We start from the raw sequence: 17,679 nt of genomic DNA, 5'->3' as shown, positions 1-17,679 counted from the left end.
GCGCGGCATTTGCGAAAGCACCGCGCCCCAAATTTTTTCCAACAGCAAGATGCACTCTCTGATGTCCCCTCGCCGATAGCGGCTTGCGGCATCGAGGCACCAACCAGAACCGGATCGACATGAAAGGCTGGAAACCCTCACCACCGTTCCTGCTTCTGCTGCCCGCTGTCATTGTGCTGGCGGCGGTGGTGGTGGTGCCGTTGCTGCTGTCGCTCTATTCCAGCTTCACGCCGTTCCGGCTGACGCGGCCGGAGACGTTCTGGGTTTTCATCGGCGCCCGCAACTACATCAACATTTTCACCAGCCGCGATTTCTGGATCGCCTTCGCCCGCACCGTGGTGCTGCTGACGGTGGCGCTCAACCTGGAAATGTTGATCGGGCTCGGGCTGGCGCTGCTGGTCGAGAAGGCATCGCGCGGACAGCGCCTGCTGCGCACCATCATGATGTTCCCGATGATGTTCTCGCCGATCCTGGTCGGCTTCCAGTTCAAATTCATGTTCAACGACAATATCGGCCTGGTGAACAACGCACTGCAGGCGCTTGGCCTGACCGACCGCGCCATTCCCTGGCTGATCGACGGCAACCTCGCCTTCATCGCCATCCTGACCGCCGAGATCTGGTCGTCGACCTCGGTGTTCGCGATCCTGATCCTGGCCGGCCTGCTCGCCATGCCGCGCGAACCGGTCGAGGCGGCGCGCGTCGACGGCTGCACGCCGTGGCAGACATTTCGCTATGTCACCTGGCCGTTCATCATGCCGTTCGCCTTCATCGCCATGACCATCCGCTCGCTCGACGTCGCGCGCGCCTATGACATCGTCAAGATCATGACCGATGGCGGCCCGGCCGGCCGCACGGAACTGGTCTGGACGCTGGTTGCCCGCACCGCCTACAGCGACGCCAAGATGGGCCTTGCCAACGCCATGGCCTATTTCTCGATCCTGCTCTCGATCGGCTTCACCGTCTATTTCTACCGCAAGCTCGCCGCGGCGCGCACGCAGATCGCGGCGGAGTGGTGAGGATGGACCAGAACAGCATCCATCGCGTCCGCCGCCAGGCGCTCGGCATCGCGCACGGTGTCGGCCTGTTCCTGGCCATGCTGGTGATCTGCCTGCCCGGCATCTGGATCGTGCTGTCGTCGCTGCGGCCAACCGTCGAGATCATGGCCAAGCCGCCGGTGTGGATCCCGCAGGAGCTGTCGCTCGACGCCTACGTCGCCATGTTCAGCGGCATCGGCAAGGGCGGCATTCCGGTGCTCGACTATTTCCGCAATTCGCTGATCATCTCGGTGACCTCCACCGTCATCGCCATCGTCATCGGCATGGCCGGCGGCTACGCCTTCGCGCGCTACCGCTTCCGCGCCAAATCGGCGATGTTCCTCGGCCTGATGCTGACCCGCACCGTGCCCGGCATCGCACTGTCGCTACCGCTGTTTTTCGTCTATGCGCGGCTCGGCATCATCGACACGCACTTTGGACTGATCCTGGTCTATGTCGCGCTCAACGTGCCGTTCACCGTCTGGCTGATCGACGGCTTCTTCCGCCAGGTGCCGAAGGATCTCGCCGAGGCAGCGCAGATCGATGGCTGCACGCGCTGGCAGGCCTTCTGGCAGGTCGAGTTTCCGCTGGCTGGACCCGGCATCGCCTCAGCCGGCATCTTCGCCTTCCTCACCTCGTGGAACGAGTTCGCGCTGGCCTCGCAGCTGACGCGTTCGATCAACTCCAAGACACTGCCGGTTGGCCTGCTCGACTACACCTCCGAATTCACCATCGACTGGCGCGGCATGTGCGCGCTGGCCGTGGTCATGGTCATCCCGGCGCTCACGCTTACCTTTATCGTCCAGAAACACCTTGTCGGCGGCTTGACCTCCGGCGCGGTGAAAGGCTGACATGGCAACCGTATCCCTGAAGACACTCAGCAAGAATTATGGCCCGGTCGCGGTCGTGCACGGCATCGACCTCGAAGTCGCCGACCGCGAATTCATCGCTCTCGTCGGCCCGTCAGGCTGCGGCAAGTCGACCACCTTGCGCATGATCGCCGGGCTCGAGGACATCAGCGGCGGCACGATCGAGATCGGCGGCCGCAAGGTCAACGACCTGCCGCCGCGCTCGCGCAACATCTCGATGGTGTTCCAGTCCTACGCGCTCTATCCGCACATGACTGTGCGCGAGAACCTTGGCTTCTCGCTCAAGATCGCCGGCGCCGCCAAAGAAGAAATGGACCGCCGCGTCGCCGAGGCATCCGGCATTCTCGGCCTCGACCAGCTGCTCGATCGCCGCCCGTCGCAACTGTCGGGCGGACAGCGCCAGCGCGTCGCCATGGGTCGCGCCATCGTGCGTGACCCCGACGTCTTCCTGTTTGACGAGCCGCTCAGCAATCTCGACGCCAAGTTGCGCACGCAAATGCGCACCGAGATCAAGAAGCTGCATGCCAAGGTGCAGTCGACGGTGATCTACGTCACCCATGACCAGGTCGAGGCGATGACGCTGGCCGACCGCATCGTCATCATGCGCGACGGTTTCATCGAACAGGTCGGCACGCCCGACGAAGTCTTCCGCCGCCCGGCGACCCGCTTCGTCGCCGGCTTTATCGGTTCACCGCCGATGAACCTGCACGAGGCGACGGTCGACAACGGAGAGCTGCTATTTGCCAGCGGCGAGCGCCTGCCCTTGCCCAGCCAGTTCAAGCCGAACGTCACTGCCGGTGACAGGGTCGTGTTTGGGCTGCGGCCCGACGATATCTATCCGACCGGCCACGGCCTCAACTCCGGCGCCGACACCGATGTCCATCAGGTCGAACTGCCTGTCACCGTGACTGAGCCGCTTGGCAACGAGACGCTGGTGTTCGCTGAGTTCAACAGCACCGACTGGGTGGCGCGCATGCTGAACCCTAAGCCGCTCAAGGCCGGCGACCGGGTGAAGATGAGCCTCGATCTGTCGCAGGCGCATCTGTTTTCCGCCGCAACCGGCAAGACATTGCGGAGCTAGACCATGGCGAAAATCGAAAAAGTCGAATTGCGCATCGTCGACCTCGTGCCCAAGGTCAAGCGCACCGACGCGATCCAAAGCTTCGTCAGCCAGGAAACGCCGATCGTCACCATTACCGATGCCGACGGCGCGGTCGGCACCGGCTACAGCTACACGATCGGCACCGGCGGCTCCTCGGTCATGCGGCTTCTGTCAGATCACCTGGCGCCGCGACTGATCGGCCGCGATGCCGACCAGATCGAAGCGATCTGGCACGACCTCGAATTCGCCACCCACGCCACCACGATCGGCGCCATCACGGCGATCGCGATCGCTGCCATCGACACGGCACTCTGGGACCTCAGGGCAAAGAAACAGAACCTGCCGCTATGGAAGCTCGCCGGCGGCGCCAAGGACCGCTGCCCGCTCTACACCACCGAAGGCGGCTGGCTGCACATCGAAACGCAGGCGCTGGTCGACGATGCGCTGGCCGCCAAGGCCAAAGGTTTTCGCGGCTCGAAGGTCAAGATCGGCAAGCCGCATGGCTCGGAAGATCTGGCCCGGCTCTCTGCGGTGCGCAAGGCGGTCGGCGACGGCTACGAGATCATGACCGACTGCAACCAGGGTTTTTCCGTCGACGAAGCGATCCGTCGTGCCGATCGCCTACGCGATCTCGACCTCGCCTGGATCGAGGAGCCGCTACCGGCCGACGACATCGACGGCCATGTCAGGCTGTCCAATGCGACGTCGACGCCGATCGCCGTCGGCGAGTCGCTCTATTCGATCCGGCATTTTCGCGAATACATGCAAAAGGGCGGCTGCTCGATCGTGCAGGCCGATGTCGGCCGCATCGGCGGCATCACGCCTTGGCTGAAAGTGGCGCATGCGGCCGAAGCCTTCGACATTCCGGTCTGCCCGCATTTCCTGATGGAGCTGCATGTCAGCCTGACCTGCGCTGTTCAGAACGGCCGCTATGTCGAGTATATTCCCCAACTGGACGATCTGACCGGCAAGAAGATGCGCATCGAAAACGGTGAGGCGCTGGCGCCTGACGAGCCTGGCATCGGCATCGACTGGGACTGGGACGCGGTCAAGGCAAAGAGCATCGCCGAATTCACCACGGTGATTGCGAAATAGGGAGCCGGCACATGCAGAGGATGGGAATGGTGCTCGGCCTCAAGCCGGAAAAAGTCGAGGAGTATGTCCGCCTGCATGCCGCCGTCTGGCCCGATGTGCTGACCATGATCTCGGCCTGCAACATCAAGAACTATTCGATCTATCTGAAGCGGCCGGAGAATCTGCTGTTTTCGTATTTTGAATACCATGGCGTCGACTATGTCGCCGACATGGCGAAGATGGCTGCGGACCCGAAGACGCAGGAATGGTGGGCCGTCTGCATGCCGTGCCAGCAGCCGCTGGCGACGCGCAAGGACGGCGAATGGTGGGCTTCCATGGATGAAGTCTTCCACCATGACTGATGGCGTTTTCGATCCCGCCTCTCTCGTCCAGTCCTGGCCCAAACCGACAAAACCTCGGCCGATCGTCACCTTCGGTGCCGGATCGATTGTCGGTGACGCGCATTTTCCGGCCTACCGAAAGGCGGGGTTTCCGATTGCCGGCCTCTATGATCCGGATCAGGCGAAGGCGCAGGTCCTGGCCGAGACATGGGGCGTGACGGCATTCAGCTCGGTAGACGAAGCTGTTGATGTCAAGGACGCGATCTTCGATCTCGCCACGCCGCCGGGAAGGCACGCCGAAATCCTGAACGCGCTGCCTGACGGTTCGGTCGCACTGATCCAGAAACCGATGGGCAACTACCTCGGCGAAGCCACCGAAATCCTCGAAATCTGCCGCGCCAAAAACCTCAAGGCGGCAGTCAATTTCCAACTGCGCTTCGCACCGATGATGCTGTCCTTGAAGGATGCCATCGCCAAGGGCTGGCTCGGCGAAATCGTCGACTTCGACGCATGGCTGGCGCTGGCCACACCGTGGCAGCTTTGGGAGTTCCTGCTCAAGGCGCCGCGCGTCGAGATCGCCATGCACTCGATCCACTATCTCGACCTGATCCGGCAGTTGCTCGGCGACCCCAAAGGCGTGCACGCCAAGACGCTCGGCCACCCCAACCACAAGGTGGCGCAGACGCGCACCAGCGCCATCCTCGACTATGGCGACACCGTGCGCTGCGCGCTGTCGATCAACCACGACCACAAATTCGGCCGTCGCCACCAGGCCTGCGAGTTCCGCATCTGCGGCACCGAGGGCGCTGCCTATCTCAAGCTCGGCCTCAACCTCGACTATCCCACCGGCGAGCCGGATATCCTGGAGATCTACCCCAAAGGCGGAACGAACTGGGTCGCGGTGCCGCTGGCCGGCGAGTGGTTTCCCGATGCCTTTGTCGGCCGCATGGCCAATGTCCAGCGCTATGCCAGCGGCGAGGACGCCGAACTGATAAGCTCCGTCGAGGACGCCTGGAACACCATGGCGCTGGTCGAGGCGGCCTATCGCTCGAGCGCGGCGCCGGCAACGCCGATCGCGGAAAGACCCTGATGGAACAGACCACCTATTTCGAGGACTATGAGATCGGCTCGACGCGGCTGACCAGCGGCCGCACCATCACCGAGACCGACTTCATCGTCCATGCCGGCCACACCGGCGATTTCTTCCCGCACCACATGGACGCCGAGTTCATGAAGACGACGCCGTTCGGCCAGCGCATTGCGCACGGCACGCTGGTGTTCTCGGTCGGCATCGGACTGACGGCAAGCGTCGTCAACCCGGTCGCCTTCTCCTACGGCTACGATCGGCTGCGCTTCATCAAGCCCGTCTTTATCGGCGACACGATCAAGACCCGCACCACCATCACCGCCAGGGAAGACGACCCGAAACGGCCGGGCTCGGGGCGGGTCATCGAGCGCTGCGAAGTGATCAACCAGCATGGCGATGTGGTGCTGGCCGCCGACCACATCTACATCGTCGAACGACGCGAGAAGCCAGCACAAGGCAGCGCCTGACGAATCGCACGCTCAGCCCCGCTTCGGGATCTCCTTATCCTCGAGCAGCAGTGTCAGCCCCATGGCGACGAAATAAAGCGCCGCCACCCAGATGAACATCACGTTGAACCCACTGGAGTAATGGTCGAGCACCACTTCGCGGATCGCGCCCGGCAGGCTCGATGCGAGGTGCGGGGTCAACCCGTTCAGGCCCTGCGGCAGCAATGCGGCGGCCTCGGTGGGAAGCTCGGCTGTCTGCCGGTTCAGCGCCCAGATCATCACCGCGCCGTTCAGCGCCAGTCCGAGCGACGCTCCGAGCGTCCGCGCCTGGGTGATCAGCGACGTTACCGCGCCGATGTCCTGCAGCGGTGCTGCCGCCTGGATCGCCACGATCAGCACCTGGAATTGCAGCCCCATGCTGATCCCGAACACAGCCATCATCGTCGCCAGCACCCAGATCGGCGTGTGCTGGTTGGTGAGGACAAAGCCCAGCATCAAGAACCCGCCAATGCCCATCGCCACCACCGGCATCCATTTGTAGCGTCCGGTCGCCGCAATCACCCGGCCGGCGACGATCGAGATGACCATCGACGTCAGGGACGCCGGCAGGAACAGGAAACCCACTTCGGCCGGGCTCAGACCCGTCAGCGTCTGCATGTAGAGGGCGAAATAGAAGAACATGCCCAGCGTCACCGTTCCGGCGACCAGCGACACGCCCGAGACGATGCTGACTGTCGAATTGCCGAACAGCCGCAAGGGCACGATCGGCTCTTCCGCCCGGCGCTCGACCATGATGAACAGGGCGATGGCGACCAACGCGAGCACCGGCAGCGCGAAGGTGATGAGGTCCGGTCCGGTGGGGTCGAGCACGTGATAGCCCCAATAGACGATGGCCGTCGTGCCGGTGGCGAGCAACAAACCGCCGAGATAGTCGATGCGATGCCGCTTTTCGTTGAATCGGCTGCGCATGGCGAAGGCCAGCACCGCCAGCACGATGATGCCGATCGGCAAATTGACCAGGAACACCCAGCGCCAGCCGAACAGGCTGGTAATATAGCCGCCGGCCAACGGACCGAGCACCGACGACAGCGCGAACACCGCCGAACTGTAACCCTGGTATTTGGCGCGGTCGCGCGGCCCGAACAACTCGCCGATCATGGCGAAGGCCGAGACCATCAGGCCGCCGCCGCCGATACCCTGGAGCACGCGCGCAGCGATCAGGCTCTCCATCGACCATGCCATGCCGCAGACCAGCGAGCCCAGCAGAAACAGGCCGATCGCCGTCAGGACCACATTCTTGCGGCCATACATATCGCCGAGCTTGCCATAGAACGGCGAGACTGCGGCGGTCGACAGCAGATAGGCAGCACCCACCCAGCCGAACAGATGCAGATTGCCGAGTTCACCGGCGATGGTGGGCAATGCGGTGACGACGATCTGCATGTCGATGGTGGCCATGAACATGGCGATCAGCGCGCCGAAATAGACGATCAATGTCGTCAGATCGGGCCTGGCTTCGGCCTCCACGGGCGCTGCATTCGGCAGCGTCTGCTCGACAGTCATCGGTGTCTCCGTAACTTGGGGCGCGATTTATGTGCCCACAGCCGAGAGGTGTCAAATAGGCGATAACGCCATGCCTGGACGCAGTCCGTCCGGTTAACGGGAAGGACCCCAGCGGACCTTACAGTCGTGGATGATGGTCGTCGCGACCTGTTCCGCAGGGTCGCGTGCGATCAGATCGACGATGCTGTCGATGAAGGCGATGTGGTCGAGCGCCAACGTCGTCAGATTGTGGCTCTCCCACGCGGCCATCGCAATGACGAAGGGCCGCCACGATGTGGCGGCCCGGTCGGTCAGCTGTTGCCGGCGGCGCGGCGCCTTCGATACTCAGGCACCGGCAATCCGCCCCAGCCCCAGTTTTCCAGCTCAACCTCCTCGATAACGACAAAGGTCGCCTCAAGCGGCTTGTGGAGCACGTCGAGCAGCAACTGGCTGACCCCGGCGATGAGCGCGGCCTTCTCTTCGGTGGTGACGGAATCCCGGCCAGGGGCAGACCCCTCACGCGTGACTTGAATGGTGACGATGGGCATGGCGACCTCCCCTTTAATGACCGGCGCTCTGGCCGCCATCGACATGCAGGATTTCGCCTGTCACGAACCCTGCGGTTTCGAGGTAGAGTACGGCTTCCACGACGTCACGCAGCTCGCCCATGTGCTTGACCGGATGCAGCGCCGCCAGGAACTCATGGTTTTCTGAAGCGTGCATCGAGGTCTTGATGATGCCGGGCGACACGGCGTTCACGCGCACACCCTTGTCGGCATATTCGATGGCCAGCGCCTTGGTGGCCGAGTTAAGGCCGCCCTTGGTCAGGTTGGCCAGCACGGTCGGCACGCCAGCCACGGCATGATCGGTCAGGCTCGTGGTGATGCTGACGATGTGGCCGGAACCCTGCTTCAGCATCTGGGCGGCGACTGCCTGGGTCATATGGAAGAAGCCGGCCAGATTTGTCGAGATCTTGGAGGCGAAATCCTCCGCGGTGTAGTCGGTGAACGGCTTGGCGATGAAAATGCCGGCGTTGTTCACCAGCGTGTCGATGCGTCCGAACCGCGCCATTGCTTCCTTGACGACGCGATCTGCCGTTGCGGGATCGCCGATATCGCCGGCAATGGCGAGGATATCCTGGTCACTGCCTTGCTTGATCGAACGCGAGGTGGCGACGACCTTGAAGTTGCGTTCGCGGTATGCCCTCACCAGGGCGCCGCCGATACCCTGCGATCCCCCGGTGATGACGGCGACTTTCTGTTCGTTGCTCATGATCTGTCCTGTCTTGAAAGAGGTCCGGCAGGCCAATTGCTGCCGTCGACCCGTTGAAGCGGGCCGGCCACGGATATCGGATCGATCAGGAAACGGTAGAATAGCTGCCAGTCGGCAGGCATCCTTCCTCAAGTCGGAAGAATGAGTGCTCTCAGTCCTTGAGGGCGTCGGCCTGCGCCGAAAGTCTTGCAAACTCGGCGCGCAGGCGCGGCACCGCGAAATCCACGAAGGCACGGACCTTTGGCGCGAGCGTACGACCCTGAGGCGTGAGCAGGTGTACCGGCAGAGCAGCGGGCTCCGCGTCACGCAGGACGATCTTCAGCGAGCCGTCCTGGACCCGCTCGGCCACATGGTAGGTGTAGAGGCGCGTGACCCCATGGCCGTCCACGGCCGACGCCAGGGCGGCGCGAACGCTGTTGACCACGAGCCGGGGCTTGAAGTGGACCGACCGGGCGATGGTGCCACCCGGCGGCGGCGCAAAGACCCACGCGTCGTGACCGAAATGCGTGGTCGTCACGATGCGATGCCTGGTCAGATCCGCGGGCTCGACGATGCGCGGATGCTCGGCGAGATAGCGCGGCGACGCCACGATAACCCGCTTGACGTCACCACCGACCCTCACCGCGACCAGGGAAGAATCCGGTAGTTGCGCGATGCGAAGGGCAACATCGATCCCCTCTTCGACGAGATTAGCGTGGCGGTCGATCAGGATCAGATTGACCGACACTGCCGGATAGGCGTCGAGATAGGCGTCGATCACCGGGCGCAGGATTTCCTCGCCGCTGATCGGCGGCGCGCTGATCGTCAGCGTTCCTCGCGGCGCGGCGCGCTCGCCGGCAACGGACATGTCGGCTTCCTCGAGATCGATCAGGACACGCCGGCAGGCCGAGGCGTACCGCTCGCCCGCTTCGCTAAGCTTGATCGAGCGCGTGGTGCGGTGCAGGAGTTCGGCGCCGACATGCTGCTCGAGAAAGGCAATGGCGCGGCTGACCGCAGCCGGCGAGCGTTTCAGCTTGCGCCCCGCGGCCGCCAGACTGCCCTCGTCCAGCGCCGCCACGAACACCCGCATGGCTTCGATACGGTCCATCTATTCTTCCCAGATGCGCAACACTACCGCCGGATTCTCAACCAGAAATCCGGTTGTGGCAACAATCCATGCCGCATCGTCCCCGACGATTGTGCCGATATCGGGAAAGTTTTCTGCCGCGCGCCCGGCTTCATCCGATGCGGGAACGCTTTCGCATGCCCCTGTCTATGCGGGTGAACGGATCGGCCGACATGAGTGGGCTCCTGCGCCTCGCCGCGGTATGTTTCGGCAGGGCGCAAAATGGGCCGGTGGCCCCCCTCAATCATTCCTCCTCGACGGGTGCCGGGATCTCATCCGGTAGGTTTTGCGGTCCAACCCGGTCGGCGACGAGCATCGAAAGCATCATCTCGACAAGGCCATTGGCAGCCCCCTTCTCGCCACCGGTAGCGCCGATCTGGATCTGCGGCACGAGCGGTATCCTGCCATTCTCGATCGCCTCGGCGAAGCGCATGAGAACCTGCGAGTTGAGCTGATAGTCCGGGCCGCCGAAGGCCGCGACCTTCTTCTCGGTGGCCTCGGCCTCCGCCAGACCGAGGGCGCGCACCTTCTCGGCTTCCGCAAAACCGGTCGCCTTGATGCGTTCGGCATCGGCAAGCGCGATAGCCTTGATCATGTCTGCCTCGCCCTGACCGCCGAGGCGCACCTTCTCGGCCTCTGCCTTGGCAGTGACCTGAATGGTTTCCGCCTCCTGGCGGGTGCGGGCGAGTTGCGCCTTGCCCTCGTTCTCACTGATCTCGATGGTAAGAGCCGACGTCGTGATCTTGGCTTGCTGTTCGGCGAGCGCCTCCTTCTCACGCAACGTGCGTTCCTGAATGGCCGCCTTCTCTTGCAATTTATAAGTCTCGACCTTTTCGACCGCGATCTGGCGCTCGCGCAGCTGGATCAGGATTTGCTCTATGCTGTTCTGGCCATCGGCAGCACGGGGCGTGCCAATCAACACTTCCTGTAGCTCGAGGCTGTAGGTATTGAACTTTTCACGCATCTCCTCGCCCGACTTGCGCTGGATATCGCTACGCTCCTGCAAAAGCTGGATCAGCGTCTTCGTCTGGGCGATATTCTTGAAGTAAGCAGAAACCATCGGATCGAGCGTTTGTTCGACCAAGCGCTTGATGTCACCGAAACGCTGCACCACGAGCGGCGCCTTCATATAGTCGATATGCACGACGACGGAGAGCGGCAGCACAGGTTCGAACGCATCCTTGGTGATCAACGACACTTCAGACAGGTTCTCGTCCAGCCTGTGTTCGCCAAACTGCTCCTTCGTCCATTTGAGCACGAAGTTGGTGGTCGGCACGATGATGATATTGCCGGCATAGGTGTTGAACGCATACTTGCCTGGCAGCAGCGGCGTTGACCAGACACCGCGTGCGCCGATTTCGACCAGCTCGCCGTGACGGTATGCCTGCCCGGATATGTCCGTGCCGTGGCGGCCGTTATAGGAGACGACGACACCCACAGTGCCAACGTCAATGATCGTCTTCTCGACCAGTTCGATGGTCGCGAAAATGCGATTGAGGAAATAGCTACCGTCGGCCAGCACCTGAAGCTGCCGGCCACGGTAGCCACCGGCATTGAGAAACTTCTCCGGGTCCTGAAAATTGTTGTGGAAGTTCGGGTCGTTCGGATCGTTGGCGACGGTCGGTGCTATGATCTCGCCGTCCGGTAGGGCCGGACCGTCATGGATGGTGACGATACCGATCATGTCATCGGCATTGTGGATGATGACTGGCTCAAAGCCGCCCCGCTCCGAGATCATGCTGGACATATTGGAAAAAAGGCTTTGTTCCGACGAACTCAGATTGACGGAGTAGATCGACTGGGCGGTCAGCACGATGAATTGTGCGAGATTGATAGCATAGGTGCCTTCACGCAAGATCTTGCGTTGCGGTCCTTTCTGTCCGCCTTTTTCGAGAAAGCCGCGCACATCCTGGAAATCATCGGCGTCGGTGTTGGAAGCAAGTGTCTGCGTCGGAGGCAGCGGCTTGCCATCACGGGCAAAGACATAGCCGATCTGACCCTGCGGGATGGTGACAAGATTGGCGCGATGCATCGAATATTGGAACGGCATGAAGAAATGCAGGCCACCGCGCACGACTTCCGGCTGGTAGCCCGCCTCACGGTTGAGCGCAATGAAGCCATTGCTGATGGAGCCGCGAAAACTCCATAGCTTTTCCAGGATGCCGAGCCTGTCGTTTGGGATGTAGCGGACCACGCCGCTCCACCTGAACAGGATTGCCAGCACGATGGCCAGCACGGCTATCTCGATCGCCATCCATTGCATCGGGCCGACATATTGTAGGGCTTCCATCTGTTGTCTCCTATGGGCGCGCGGGTTCGTTCACCCGCCGGCCACCCGGTTGGTGTTGATTGATGATGCGGGGAGATTGCGCAGCGACACGCTGGACGCACTAAGGGCGTGTCGAACGTTTGGGCTGCTCTTTGTATGGGAAAATGACCGCGCATCCCGAGTCCCCAGTAAGGGGAAGCGTGGTCGTGAGCTATGTCACATCGGTGTTGCCTTGACAGACATTACAACAAATGACGTAGGTATCGCGCCAACAGGTTTAAAGATATTCCGCGCGAAAATTGCAAAAGTATTTCCAACGCTATTTCGAATAGCGGGGTGGTTGGCTTTTCTAAATTGGCAAGAGCGCGAAATGGCGCCCCTGACGGGTTAGAACCGTCGGCGGCCCGATCCGGCCGACAGCAGCAAACTTCGAGGGATGTCGCTGGCCGGTGGCCTTGGTGGCCGCACGCGCTAGTCGAAGAAACCAGCGTCCTCTTCCGCGAGATATTTCTTCGCTCCCGCGGCATCGATGTCGAGGCCCAGCCCCGGTGCTTCGAGCAGGTCGACCATCGAATCCTTCACGATCTGCGTCGGCAGGCCAATGACGATATCCTCCCACCACGGGTCTGAGGCGCTGGGATATTCGAAGGCGATGTAGTTGGCCGGCAGCGTGGCGCAGACATTGATCAGTGCGCCGAGGCCCAGCAGCCCGTTCGCCGTACCGTGCGGCGCCATCATGATCGAGTGCATATAGGCGTGCTCGGCCACCCATTTGAGCTCGGCGATACCGCCGATGTCGGCAGGATCCGGGCCGATGACGCGGACCGCCTGCGTCTCGATCAGCTCCTTGAAGTTATGCCGCAGATAAATCTGTTCGCCCGTGTGGATGGGTGTGGACGTCGATGTCGTGAGTTCGCGGTAGGCCTGCGGATTGACCCATGGCACGTAGTCGCCGGTCAGCATGTCCTCCAGCCACATCAGATTGTATTTCTCGACGGCCTGCGCGAAGCGGATAGCGTCGGGCAGGAACCAGCCGGGACCGCAATCCAGCGCCAGCGAGACCTTGTCGCCGAGCACCTCCTTCATGGCGATGACGCAGTCGATCATATGCGCCATGCCGCGCTCGCTGATCTGCCCCTGGTCCATCGCGCCGTGATAGGTCGGCGGCTGGCGCACGCCGTAGTGAAAGTCGGGCACCGTGGTCTTCATGTTGGAGTGAAAGCTGATGCCTTGCTTGACCATGAAGAAGTTTTCCGGCCGCTCCATCATCCATTTGACATCGGCCGCGTAATCCTCTGGCCTGTCGCCGGTGCGCTTTTTGCGGATGGAGCCGTTATAGACCCGAATTTGGTCGCGGACCTTGCCGCCGAGTAGCTTGTAGACCGGAACGCCGGCCGCCTTGCCGGCGATATCCCACAGCGCATGCTCGATGGCGCTGACGGCGGCGCCATAAGGCTTGAACGAACCACGCTGGCGGATCTTCAACATGCAGCGTTCAACGTCGGTCGGGTCCTCACCGATCAGCGCGTCGCGGAAATGCATCACCCAGGGCTTGAGATAAGTCTTGGTGTACTCAACCTCGCCGAGACCATAGAGGCCCTCGTCAGTGACGATGCGAACGATGGGATGCTTGCCTATGACGGCGCAGCGCAGATCGGTGATTTTCATGATGTCCTCTATTTCACCGACGAGAAGGCGGTTGGCGCGAGAAACTGGCTGGAAATATTGGCCACGATCAGGCCATCGCGCTCGGACTCGTCGCGAACCTTGAGCCATGCCGGATCGGTGGTGAAGGCCTTCCATTTCACTTCGCGCTCGGCAAGGGATTCCCAGGCGATGAAATAAGTCAGTCGATTGCTGCTTTCGCCGACCACCGTGGTGAAGAACCCGGCCTGGCGGATGCCGTGCTTATCCCACAGCGCCAAGGTATGGTCGTTGAAACGATTGAGCAGCGCCGGCAGCTGGCCCGGCAGGCAGTCGTAAATGCGAAGTTCGTAGATCATGGTCGATCCTTCTGTTCACCTCTCCCTCCGGGGAGAAGGTCGACCCGCAGGGTCGGGTGAGAGCGCCTTTTCTAGATGCAGTGAGGAGGAAGGCCCCCTCACCCGTCGGCTGCGCCGCCGACCTCTCCCCCAAAGGGAGAGATGTAGAGTCAGCTCCAGGTGCGGTCCCAGGAATATTCGTCGTCCCAGTGATCGGTCGGTTGCCAGATGCCTTTGACCCCTTCCTGCAGGTGCCGGCTGATGACCTCATCAACCACGTCGTCGATGCCGAGACCGGGCTTGTCCGGCACCGTGATGAAGCCGTCCTTGACCAGCGGCTTGGGCAGACCGGTAACGATGTCGTCCCACCAGTCGACCTCGACGCTGTGGTATTCGAGCGCCATGAAGTTTTCCGTCGCCACCGCGACATGCGCGGCGGCCATCGCGGCGATCGGGCTTTCCGCCATGTGAATGGCCATGGCAACGCCATGCTCCTGCGCCGCATCGCCGATCTTCTTGGTCTCGAGGATGCCGCCGGTGGTCAGCAGGTCCGGGTGGATGACCGAGATGCCCACATTGAGCAGCGGCTCGAATGCTTCCTTTAGGTAGATGTCCTCACCCGTGCAGATCGGCACCGACGTGGCCTGCTGCAGCTGCCGATACTGCTCGGTGTACTGCCAGGGGATCACGTCCTCGAGCCAGGCCGGTGCGTATTTCTCGATCCGCCGGGCGAGACGGATGCCATCCTGCAGCGAGATGTGGCCGACATGGTCGATAGCCAGCGGAATCTCATAGCCGATCACCTCGCGCACTTCGTGGATATACTGATCGAGCAGGTCGATGCCCTTTTCCGTGAAGTGCAGGCCGGTGAAGGGATGCGGCACGTTCTGCGCGTCATAGGCGGCATTGCGCGCCCGGCGCTCTTCCAGCGTGCGCGCCCGGCCGCGGGCGGCATGGGTGCGGAAACCATCGAGCACACCGGCCGGCGCAACCACCGCGCCCGGAATATGCGCGATCTGCGCCAGGCCGAGATCCATCTTGAGGAAGGTGAAACCGAGATCCATCCGCGCCTTGAGCCGCTTGCCGGTCTCGGTACCGCTGGGCTTGTCCGCGTCGGTGTCGCAATAGACCCGCACCTTGTCGCGAAACCGTCCCCCGAGCATCTGGTAGATCGGCACGCCATAGGCCTTGCCGGCGAGGTCCCACAGCGCGATCTCGATTGCCGAGACACCGCCACCTTGCCGCCCATGGCCGCCGAATTGCTTGATGCGGCGAAACAGCCGGTCGACGTCGCAGGGGTTTTCGCCCAGCAACCGGCTCTTGAGCATCAGCGCATAGGTCGCGCTGGCGCCGTCGCGGACTTCGCCCAGGCCGACAATGCCCTGGTTGGTGTAGATCTTGACAAGTGCCGAGGTGAATGGCGCGCCGACGATTTCGGCGACGCGCAGGTCTGTGATGCGCAGCTCGGACGGCTTGGAGTTCGTATTTACCCGATTGAGCGCCTCACCGGCTGCTTCCGTCCTCGGCATGACCTATCCTCGTTCTGGTTGGCTGCGCTTGGCGCCCGCACGCTGCGCCCAGCGAGAGCATTGCTAGCCCAACTCAATCTCGTGGGCCTGCAGGTAGTCGCGGTTCATCTCGACGCCCAGGCCAGGCTTCGACGTCAGCTTGAGGCTGCCGTTCGACACATCCAGTCGTCTGTCGATGAGGTGATTGTATTTATCCAGGTTCCACTCGGACGTTTCAAGCTTGTAGAAATTGGGAACGGTCATCATCACCTGCGCTCCCGCAACCACGTTGATCGGTCCCGCGGCATCATGGGGCGAGACCGGGATGTAGTAGGCCTCGCACAGGGCGGAAATCTTCTTCAGTTCGGTAATGCCGCCGGTCCAGGTAACGTCCGGCATGATGTAGTCGGCAAGCCTGTTCTCGAGCACCGGCACGAAATCCCATTTCGTGTGGCCGCGCTCGCCCCACGAGATAGCGGCGCTGACCTTCTCACGCACCTGCTTGAGGGCATTGAGGCTCTCGGGCGGACAAGGCTCCTCAAACCAGTCGATCTGGCCGGCTTCCTCGAGGCTGCGGCAGAGGCGAATGGCGGTAGGAACGTCGAAGCGGCCATGCGCATCGATGAGAATGTCGACATCGGGCCCAGCCGTTTCGCGGATCAGAGCCGTCAGTTCGGCGGCCTCGCGCTCGTCCTTTCGGGTCATGCTGCCATCGAGGTAGCCGTCCCGCTGTTCGCGCGATAAGCCATCGGCGGTGCGACCCTGGTGGGGGAAAGGATCGAACTTCAGCCCCGTGTGTCCGGACTCGACGATGTCTCGAATTTCGCGGACCACAGCCTCCTTGCTGGTAAACTTGCGTTGGTTGGGATGGGTATAGAGCGCGACCTCATCGCGGACCGGTCCGCCCAGCAGTTCGTAAATCGGCTTGCCGAGAACTTTGCCGCGAATGTCCCAGAGCGCTATGTCGATAGCGCTCACGCATTCGACGGCGGCGCCGCGGCTGCCCATATAGGTGAAGCTGCGGAAAATCTTGTGCCAGAGATGCTCGATACGCGCCGGATCCTCGCCTGTCACGGCGACACCGATCTGCCGCAAGATCGTGCAGAGCGCGCGGTTGGCGAGCCTTGTGGTGGTGGTGATTTCTCCCCAGCCACTCACCCCTTCGTCGGTCGTCACCTCGACGAACAGGAACTCTCCCCAATAGGAAGCATCGGACTTGATCAGCCACGGCCGAACGCTCGTGATTTTCATCTCTCAACTACCTCTATCCGATGGTCGGGCCAATGATGTTCTGGACTGGAAATTCTATCCGGCTCGAGCGGCGTTGCGCGCACGCATCTGTTCCAGAACGTGCCGGCCGGAACCCTCGACATGGCGGGCAATGAGTTCGGCGGCTTTGTCAGCCTCTCCTGCCTTGGCGAGGGCGATGAGTTCGCGATGCTCGCGAATGATCGCGGCACGCCGAGCGAGCGTGAAATTGAAGCGCCGGCTCACGGCGCGCAGCACCTCGCGATGCTTCCACCACAGCTCGGCGGCATGGCGATTATAATGCCGCTGGTACATCACGGTGTGGAAGGCGGTATCGAGTTCACTGTGTCTGAATGGGTCGGCGAAATTGTTCTCTTCAATCAGGCCTTGGAGACGTTCGAGTTCGGCGATGTCCTCGCCGGTCGCCATATTGACGAACCATCGCGTCAAGGCCGGCTCGATCAGAACTCCGATCTCGTAGATATCCCGGACAAAATCCTGATCTATGGGTCGGACGCGCGCCCCACGGTTGGCGATAAAGGTGACAAAGCCCTCCCCACGCAACAGTTGCAGCGCCTCGCGCACGGGGTTGGTCGAGGTGCCGTGACGCCGGGCGAGATCGGTAACCACAAGCCGTTCGTTGGCGGCCAGCCGTCCCTCAATGATGTCTTCCCGGATCAGTTCATAAAGCGAGGCGCCCTCGCTTGAGGCCCCGATGGGGTCAATCCCCACGGGTGGCTCTGCTTTGAAATCGCTTGTTTCGGCCAAAGCCGGGCTCCCCAGATCAATACACACTTTCT

The 17,679-nt window shown here is 62.1% G+C and carries 18 protein-coding genes; 7 read left to right on the top strand and 11 right to left on the bottom strand.

Annotation, left to right across the window (positions count from 1 at the left end):
- Positions 1 to 119 precede the first annotated feature (119 nt).
- The 7 genes from AC1D1B_RS19415 to AC1D1B_RS19385 are packed head-to-tail and all read left to right on the top strand — an operon-like array spanning position 120 to position 5,974.
- Positions 120 to 1,016: a carbohydrate ABC transporter permease gene (locus tag AC1D1B_RS19415; RefSeq protein WP_477334071.1), complete on the top strand. Its 897-nt coding sequence runs from the start codon at positions 120 to 122 to the stop codon at positions 1,014 to 1,016.
- A 2-nt stretch (positions 1,017 to 1,018) separates the two neighbouring features.
- On the top strand, positions 1,019 to 1,885 hold the full coding sequence (locus tag AC1D1B_RS19410) for a carbohydrate ABC transporter permease (protein ID WP_477334070.1): 867 nt from the start codon (positions 1,019 to 1,021) through the stop codon (positions 1,883 to 1,885).
- Between the two features lies 1 nt (position 1,886).
- Complete coding sequence (locus AC1D1B_RS19405; protein ID WP_477334069.1) at positions 1,887 to 2,984, top strand: ABC transporter ATP-binding protein; 1,098 nt, start codon at positions 1,887 to 1,889, stop codon at positions 2,982 to 2,984.
- Between the two features lie 3 nt (positions 2,985 to 2,987).
- Positions 2,988 to 4,100: a mandelate racemase/muconate lactonizing enzyme family protein gene (locus AC1D1B_RS19400; protein WP_477334068.1), complete on the top strand. Its 1,113-nt coding sequence runs from the start codon at positions 2,988 to 2,990 to the stop codon at positions 4,098 to 4,100.
- 11 nt (positions 4,101 to 4,111) lie between these two features.
- Positions 4,112 to 4,441 (top strand): L-rhamnose mutarotase, encoded by a 330-nt coding sequence (locus tag AC1D1B_RS19395; RefSeq protein WP_477334067.1) that lies wholly within the window; start codon positions 4,112 to 4,114, stop codon positions 4,439 to 4,441.
- Positions 4,434 to 5,510 (top strand): Gfo/Idh/MocA family protein, encoded by a 1,077-nt coding sequence (locus tag AC1D1B_RS19390; protein ID WP_477334066.1) that lies wholly within the window; start codon positions 4,434 to 4,436, stop codon positions 5,508 to 5,510. The genes AC1D1B_RS19395 and AC1D1B_RS19390 overlap by 8 nt, the downstream gene beginning before the upstream one ends.
- Entirely contained in the window at positions 5,507 to 5,974 is a 468-nt protein-coding gene (locus AC1D1B_RS19385; protein WP_477334829.1) for a MaoC/PaaZ C-terminal domain-containing protein, read from the top strand. Before AC1D1B_RS19390 ends, AC1D1B_RS19385 begins: the two co-directional genes overlap by 4 nt.
- A gap of 12 nt (positions 5,975 to 5,986) precedes the next feature.
- Here AC1D1B_RS19385 and AC1D1B_RS19380 read toward each other — a convergent pair whose 3' ends face one another.
- The 11 genes from AC1D1B_RS19380 to AC1D1B_RS19330 all read right to left on the bottom strand — a co-directional run bounded on the left by AC1D1B_RS19380 (position 5,987) and on the right by AC1D1B_RS19330 (position 17,647).
- Positions 5,987 to 7,516, bottom strand: coding sequence for an MDR family MFS transporter (locus AC1D1B_RS19380; RefSeq protein WP_477334065.1), 1,530 nt, complete (start codon positions 7,514 to 7,516; stop codon positions 5,987 to 5,989).
- A 93-nt stretch (positions 7,517 to 7,609) separates the two neighbouring features.
- The gene (locus AC1D1B_RS19375) at positions 7,610 to 7,765 is read right to left on the bottom strand and encodes a hypothetical protein (protein ID WP_477334064.1); all 156 of its coding nucleotides are present in this window, start codon (positions 7,763 to 7,765) and stop codon (positions 7,610 to 7,612) included.
- A 41-nt stretch (positions 7,766 to 7,806) separates the two neighbouring features.
- Entirely contained in the window at positions 7,807 to 8,043 is a 237-nt protein-coding gene (locus AC1D1B_RS19370) for a tautomerase family protein (RefSeq protein WP_181055541.1), read from the bottom strand.
- Between the two features lie 13 nt (positions 8,044 to 8,056).
- Positions 8,057 to 8,767, bottom strand: a complete 711-nt coding sequence (locus tag AC1D1B_RS19365) for an SDR family NAD(P)-dependent oxidoreductase (protein WP_477334063.1) — start codon at positions 8,765 to 8,767, stop codon at positions 8,057 to 8,059.
- A 151-nt stretch (positions 8,768 to 8,918) separates the two neighbouring features.
- Positions 8,919 to 9,854 (bottom strand): LysR family transcriptional regulator, encoded by a 936-nt coding sequence (locus AC1D1B_RS19360; RefSeq protein ID WP_477334062.1) that lies wholly within the window; start codon positions 9,852 to 9,854, stop codon positions 8,919 to 8,921.
- Positions 9,855 to 10,116: 262 nt separating this feature from the next.
- Positions 10,117 to 12,162 carry an SPFH domain-containing protein gene (locus AC1D1B_RS19355; protein ID WP_477334061.1) on the bottom strand — a complete coding sequence of 682 codons (2,046 nt, stop codon included), beginning with the start codon at positions 12,160 to 12,162 and terminating at the stop codon, positions 10,117 to 10,119.
- A 450-nt stretch (positions 12,163 to 12,612) separates the two neighbouring features.
- Positions 12,613 to 13,809: a mandelate racemase/muconate lactonizing enzyme family protein gene (locus tag AC1D1B_RS19350; protein ID WP_477334060.1), complete on the bottom strand. Its 1,197-nt coding sequence runs from the start codon at positions 13,807 to 13,809 to the stop codon at positions 12,613 to 12,615.
- An 8-nt stretch (positions 13,810 to 13,817) separates the two neighbouring features.
- Positions 13,818 to 14,144, bottom strand: coding sequence for an NIPSNAP family protein (locus AC1D1B_RS19345; protein ID WP_477334059.1), 327 nt, complete (start codon positions 14,142 to 14,144; stop codon positions 13,818 to 13,820).
- A 149-nt stretch (positions 14,145 to 14,293) separates the two neighbouring features.
- Entirely contained in the window at positions 14,294 to 15,652 is a 1,359-nt protein-coding gene (locus AC1D1B_RS19340; protein WP_477334058.1) for a mandelate racemase/muconate lactonizing enzyme family protein, read from the bottom strand.
- Between the two features lie 63 nt (positions 15,653 to 15,715).
- On the bottom strand, positions 15,716 to 16,882 hold the full coding sequence (locus AC1D1B_RS19335; RefSeq protein ID WP_477334057.1) for a mandelate racemase/muconate lactonizing enzyme family protein: 1,167 nt from the start codon (positions 16,880 to 16,882) through the stop codon (positions 15,716 to 15,718).
- Positions 16,883 to 16,936: 54 nt separating this feature from the next.
- Complete coding sequence (locus AC1D1B_RS19330) at positions 16,937 to 17,647, bottom strand: GntR family transcriptional regulator (protein WP_477334827.1); 711 nt, start codon at positions 17,645 to 17,647, stop codon at positions 16,937 to 16,939.
- Between the last annotated feature and the right edge of the window lie 32 nt (positions 17,648 to 17,679).

The organism is Mesorhizobium sp. P2_C5_2 (assembly GCF_056404535.1).
This window is presented reverse-complemented; position numbering and strand designations above follow the sequence as displayed.

Bases quoted from the DNA above. Each gene is read 5' to 3' on its own strand.
- AC1D1B_RS19355 (WP_477334061.1), bottom strand. From the start codon at position 12,162: ATGGAAGCCCTACAATATGTCGGCCCGATGCAATGGATGGCGATCGAG.
- AC1D1B_RS19410 (WP_477334070.1), top strand. From the start codon at position 1,019: ATGGACCAGAACAGCATCCATCGCGTCCGCCGCCAGGCGCTCGGCATC.
- AC1D1B_RS19345 (WP_477334059.1), bottom strand. From the start codon at position 14,144: ATGATCTACGAACTTCGCATTTACGACTGCCTGCCGGGCCAGCTGCCG.
- AC1D1B_RS19395 (WP_477334067.1), top strand. From the start codon at position 4,112: ATGCAGAGGATGGGAATGGTGCTCGGCCTCAAGCCGGAAAAAGTCGAG.
- AC1D1B_RS19370 (WP_181055541.1), bottom strand. From the start codon at position 8,043: ATGCCCATCGTCACCATTCAAGTCACGCGTGAGGGGTCTGCCCCTGGC.
- AC1D1B_RS19360 (WP_477334062.1), bottom strand. From the start codon at position 9,854: ATGGACCGTATCGAAGCCATGCGGGTGTTCGTGGCGGCGCTGGACGAG.
- AC1D1B_RS19335 (WP_477334057.1), bottom strand. From the start codon at position 16,882: ATGAAAATCACGAGCGTTCGGCCGTGGCTGATCAAGTCCGATGCTTCC.
- AC1D1B_RS19375 (WP_477334064.1), bottom strand. From the start codon at position 7,765: ATGGCCGCGTGGGAGAGCCACAATCTGACGACGTTGGCGCTCGACCAC.
- AC1D1B_RS19405 (WP_477334069.1), top strand. From the start codon at position 1,887: ATGGCAACCGTATCCCTGAAGACACTCAGCAAGAATTATGGCCCGGTC.
- AC1D1B_RS19365 (WP_477334063.1), bottom strand. From the start codon at position 8,767: ATGAGCAACGAACAGAAAGTCGCCGTCATCACCGGGGGATCGCAGGGT.
- AC1D1B_RS19350 (WP_477334060.1), bottom strand. From the start codon at position 13,809: ATGAAAATCACCGATCTGCGCTGCGCCGTCATAGGCAAGCATCCCATC.
- AC1D1B_RS19380 (WP_477334065.1), bottom strand. From the start codon at position 7,516: ATGACTGTCGAGCAGACGCTGCCGAATGCAGCGCCCGTGGAGGCCGAA.
- AC1D1B_RS19390 (WP_477334066.1), top strand. From the start codon at position 4,434: ATGACTGATGGCGTTTTCGATCCCGCCTCTCTCGTCCAGTCCTGGCCC.
- AC1D1B_RS19415 (WP_477334071.1), top strand. From the start codon at position 120: ATGAAAGGCTGGAAACCCTCACCACCGTTCCTGCTTCTGCTGCCCGCT.
- AC1D1B_RS19400 (WP_477334068.1), top strand. From the start codon at position 2,988: ATGGCGAAAATCGAAAAAGTCGAATTGCGCATCGTCGACCTCGTGCCC.
- AC1D1B_RS19340 (WP_477334058.1), bottom strand. From the start codon at position 15,652: ATGCCGAGGACGGAAGCAGCCGGTGAGGCGCTCAATCGGGTAAATACG.